At 74.9% G+C, this 3,470-nt stretch carries 3 protein-coding genes; all 3 read right to left on the bottom strand.

Features of this window, described 5'->3' with window-relative positions:
• Positions 1-1,122 (bottom strand): zinc ribbon domain-containing protein (locus G7A99_RS08775; RefSeq protein WP_163139589.1); only part of this gene is annotated, 1,122 nt, incomplete at its 3' end.
• Positions 1,119-2,285, bottom strand: a complete 1,167-nt coding sequence (locus G7A99_RS08770; protein WP_018718773.1) for a thiolase family protein — start codon at positions 2,283-2,285, stop codon at positions 1,119-1,121. The genes G7A99_RS08775 and G7A99_RS08770, both read right to left, overlap by 4 nt.
• Before the next feature lie 10 nt (positions 2,286-2,295).
• On the bottom strand, positions 2,296-3,470 hold a 1,175-nt coding region (locus G7A99_RS08765), incomplete at its 5' end, for an AMP-binding protein (protein ID WP_163139587.1).

Genomic DNA, 3,470 nt, shown 5'->3' with positions numbered 1-3,470 from the left:
AAGCTCGCGTTCGAGCGCCTTGGGCTCGTCACGCCACTTCGCCAGGATGTCCTCCGCCACCGGATCGGCGGCGCTCTCCTCCACGCCGGACGCCAGCGCCGCGACCACGCCGTGGGCGAGCCGCCCGGGCGGCGCCGCCGGCAGCGCGAGCCCGTCCGGGCCGCCGTACGGACCGGCGAACACGGTGAGCACGCGCACCCCGGCGGCATGGCCGCGGGCGCGCAGGCCCTCGGTGGCGGACAGGGCCGTCGCCTGGAGGGCCGATTCCAGGCCCATCGCCGGCAGGTGGGCCCGGGCGAACACGGAGACGAGCTGGACGACGGCGCCGCCGACGGCGGCCAATGGCTCGCGCAGTGCGTCGGCCAGCGCCAGCGGCACCGCCACCGCCCGCTCCATCGCCTCGCGGCCCGCCTCCCCGGGCAGCGCGGACAGCCCCGCCGCGCCGCCGGCCCCGAGCCCGGAGACCACGAGGGCGTCGACCGCCCCCGCCGCCGCACGCACCGCGACGGGGTCGTACGGATCGGCGACGGTAGCCTGCACCTCACCGGGCTCCGGCCCGGCCGCCCCGGGATCGGCGTCCAGCCGCACCACGGCGGCCGCGCCGGCGTCGCGCAGGGCGCGGCTGACGGCCCGGGCGAGGGACGGCGTCGCCGCGTACAGGGCGATGCGCCGCCCCGCCGGATCGAACGTGAATGCCTGCATGGCGCTCCGGACCTCCTCCGCTTCGTCGTTTCCCGTTGCCTGCGCGACCAGCACGCCCTCGCCACCGCGGTCGAGCACAGCACGGACGTCCATCGTCTCCCCGGGCGCGGCCCGGCCGGCGAGGTAGGCCAGCGCCTGCGCGCCCTCGCCGAGGGAGACGGTGCCCAGGCGCAGCGGCAGCCGGGCGGCGAAGTACGGCTCGTTGCTGTGGTGCAGCCGGGTGACCGCGAGCAGCGTCCCGGCGCCGGCAACGGGCCGCCATGCCAGGGCCTCCGAGAGGCAGTGGCCGCAGACCTCCCGCGGCGGATACTGGATACGCCCGCAGTCGCCGCACACGGGCAGCTCCAGGCGCCCGCGCGCGGCCCCGGCGGTGAAGCGTCGGCCCAGCGGCCCGCGCTGGCGCGGCGGCAGTATGCTCATGGCCCGCCCTCCCCGAGGACGGCCGCGGCGGTGCACAGGCCACGGTCGTAGTTGATCATGCCGAAGCCGCTGACCAGCCCGTGGCGTGCGGCCTCGACCGGCGTGCCCGCGGCCTGACCGGTGAGCTGGCGCAGCGCCTCCACCAGGCCGATGTAGCCACCGGCGGCGCCGGCCTGGCCCACGGAGAGCTGGCCGCCGCAGGTGTTGTGGGGGAAGTCGCCGCCGACGGTGAGGTCGTGGGCGCGCACGAACGCGGGGCCCTCGCCCTTGGCGCAGAAGCCGAGGTCCTCGATCTGCATCATCGAGATCACCGGGTAGTCGTCGTAGGTCTGGAGGAAGTCCATGTCCGCGGGCCCGATCCCGGCCTGGTCGTACAGGGCGTCGCGGTCGTAGAGCCAGCCGCCGCGGTACTGCACCGGGTCGTCCGGGAAGGCGTTGTGGCGTTCGATCGCGCCGAGCACCCGCGCGTGGGGCAGGCCCAGGGCGCGGGCGCGCTCGGTGGACATCACCAGGAAGGCCTCCGCCCCCGCGCAGGGCATCACGCAGTCCAGCAGGTGGATGGGCTCGGCCACCGGGCGGGCGGCGAGGTAGTCGTCCAGGCTCATGGGCCGGCGCAGCAGGGCGTGGGGCACGGGACCGGCGTTGGCGCGCTGGCTCACCGCGATCCGCCCGAAGTCCTCCCGGCCCGCGCCGTAGGCGCGCATGTAGTGCTCGGCGATCAGCGCGAAGCTGGCATTGGGCCCGCCGGCGCCGTGGGGGTAGACGAAGTCCCGGCTCATGCTGGAGAAGTTCTGCATCAGCCCGCGGAAGCTGCCGAAGTTGGCGGTGTCCCCGGCGAGGCAGGCGACCACGTCGGCGTCGCCGCACTGCACCGCCCTGGCCGCCCGGCGCAGGGCCACCACCCCGCAGGCCCCGCCGGTGGGGATGTGCTCCAGCCAGCGCGGCGACACGCCCGCATACTGGGTGAAGCCCACCGCGGTATCCGGCGCCAGGGTAAAGCTCGAGACCGCCAGGCCGTCCACGGCCGCCTTGTCGAGGCCGCTGCGGGCCAGCAGCTCACGCAGCGCACCGGCGAGGAAGTACGCCGCCCCGTGGTGCGAGCGTTTGGTGTAGCCCCAGCTCACCGGCACCGCCACGGCGACGCCGTCGTAGCCCGTGCTCATGCGCGCCTCCTCACCGCCGTTTCTTCAGGCCGCGGGTGTCCACGCAGCACGCCTGCCCCGGCAGCTCCCGCACCAGGGCCCGGAGCTCGCCGCGCTGGACCTTCTGGGTCGGGGTCAGCGGCAGCGCCTCGACGAAGGCGACGTACCCCGGCGCCTTGTAGTACGCCAGCTGCTCCAGGCAGTAGTCGACGATCGAGGCGGCGTGCGCCTCCCGCCGCTCCGCGGATACCGTCTCCGCGGGCACGACGCAGGCGATCACCTCATCGCCGCGGATCTCGTCCGCCACCGCGCCCACCGCGACCTGGTGCACCAGCGGGTGCTGCTGGAGCACGCTCTCCACCTCCACGGCGGAGATGTTCTCGCCGCTGCGGCGGATGACGTTCTTCTTGCGGTCGACGAAATGGAGCGAGCCGTCGGCACTGCGGCGGACCACGTCGCCGGTATGGAACCAGCCGCCGGCCCAGACCTCCGCCGTGGCCTCCGGGTTCTTGAGGTACTCGCGGAAGAACCCGTGGGCCGGGTCATCGCCGGCGGCGCGCACCCAAAGCTCGCCGGGCTCGCCGTCGGGGACGTCGCCGCCGTCATCGCCGACCAGGCGCACTTCCACCGCGGGCTCCGGACGCCCGAAGCAGGACGTGCCCACGTGGCGGGGCTCGTGGTTGGCGATGACCGCCGCCCCGGGGCCGGTTTCGGTCATGGCCCAGGCCTCCAGCAGCGGGAAGCCGAAGCGCTCCTCGAACGCGGCATGGTGGCGCCGGTCCACCCCGGCGCCGAAGCCGAAACGCACGTGGTGATCGCGGTCCGCCTGCGAGGGTTCGGCGGCGAGGAGCATCGCCGGCATCACGCCCAGGTAGTGCACCACCGTGGCCCGGCTCTCGCGCACGCTCTCCCACCAGCTCCGCGGGTGGAAGCGGTCCAGCAGGATCAGGCAGCCCCCCGTGAGCACCATGGCCAGGGTGGAGAACGCCATGGCGTTCATGTGGTTCACCGGCAGCGGTGTCAGCATGCGCTCGCCCCCTTCCCGCAATGCGGCCAGGCCGCCGATGCCGGCGTACCACTCCCCCGCCCCGAGGAAGTACCGGTTCGGCAGCACGCAGCCCTTCGGCCGCCCCGTGGTCCCGGAGGTATAGAGCAGCGCGCACTCGCTGTCGCGGTCGAGCGCCGCGTCCACGGGCGGCCGCGGCG

It is taken from the genome of Arhodomonas sp. KWT, assembly GCF_010993615.1.
Note: the sequence above shows the minus strand (reverse complement) of the source record. Positions and strands in the feature narration are given on the sequence as shown.

Bases quoted from the DNA above. Each gene is read 5' to 3' on its own strand.
- G7A99_RS08770 (WP_018718773.1), bottom strand. From the start codon at position 2,285: ATGAGCACGGGCTACGACGGCGTCGCCGTGGCGGTGCCGGTGAGCTGG.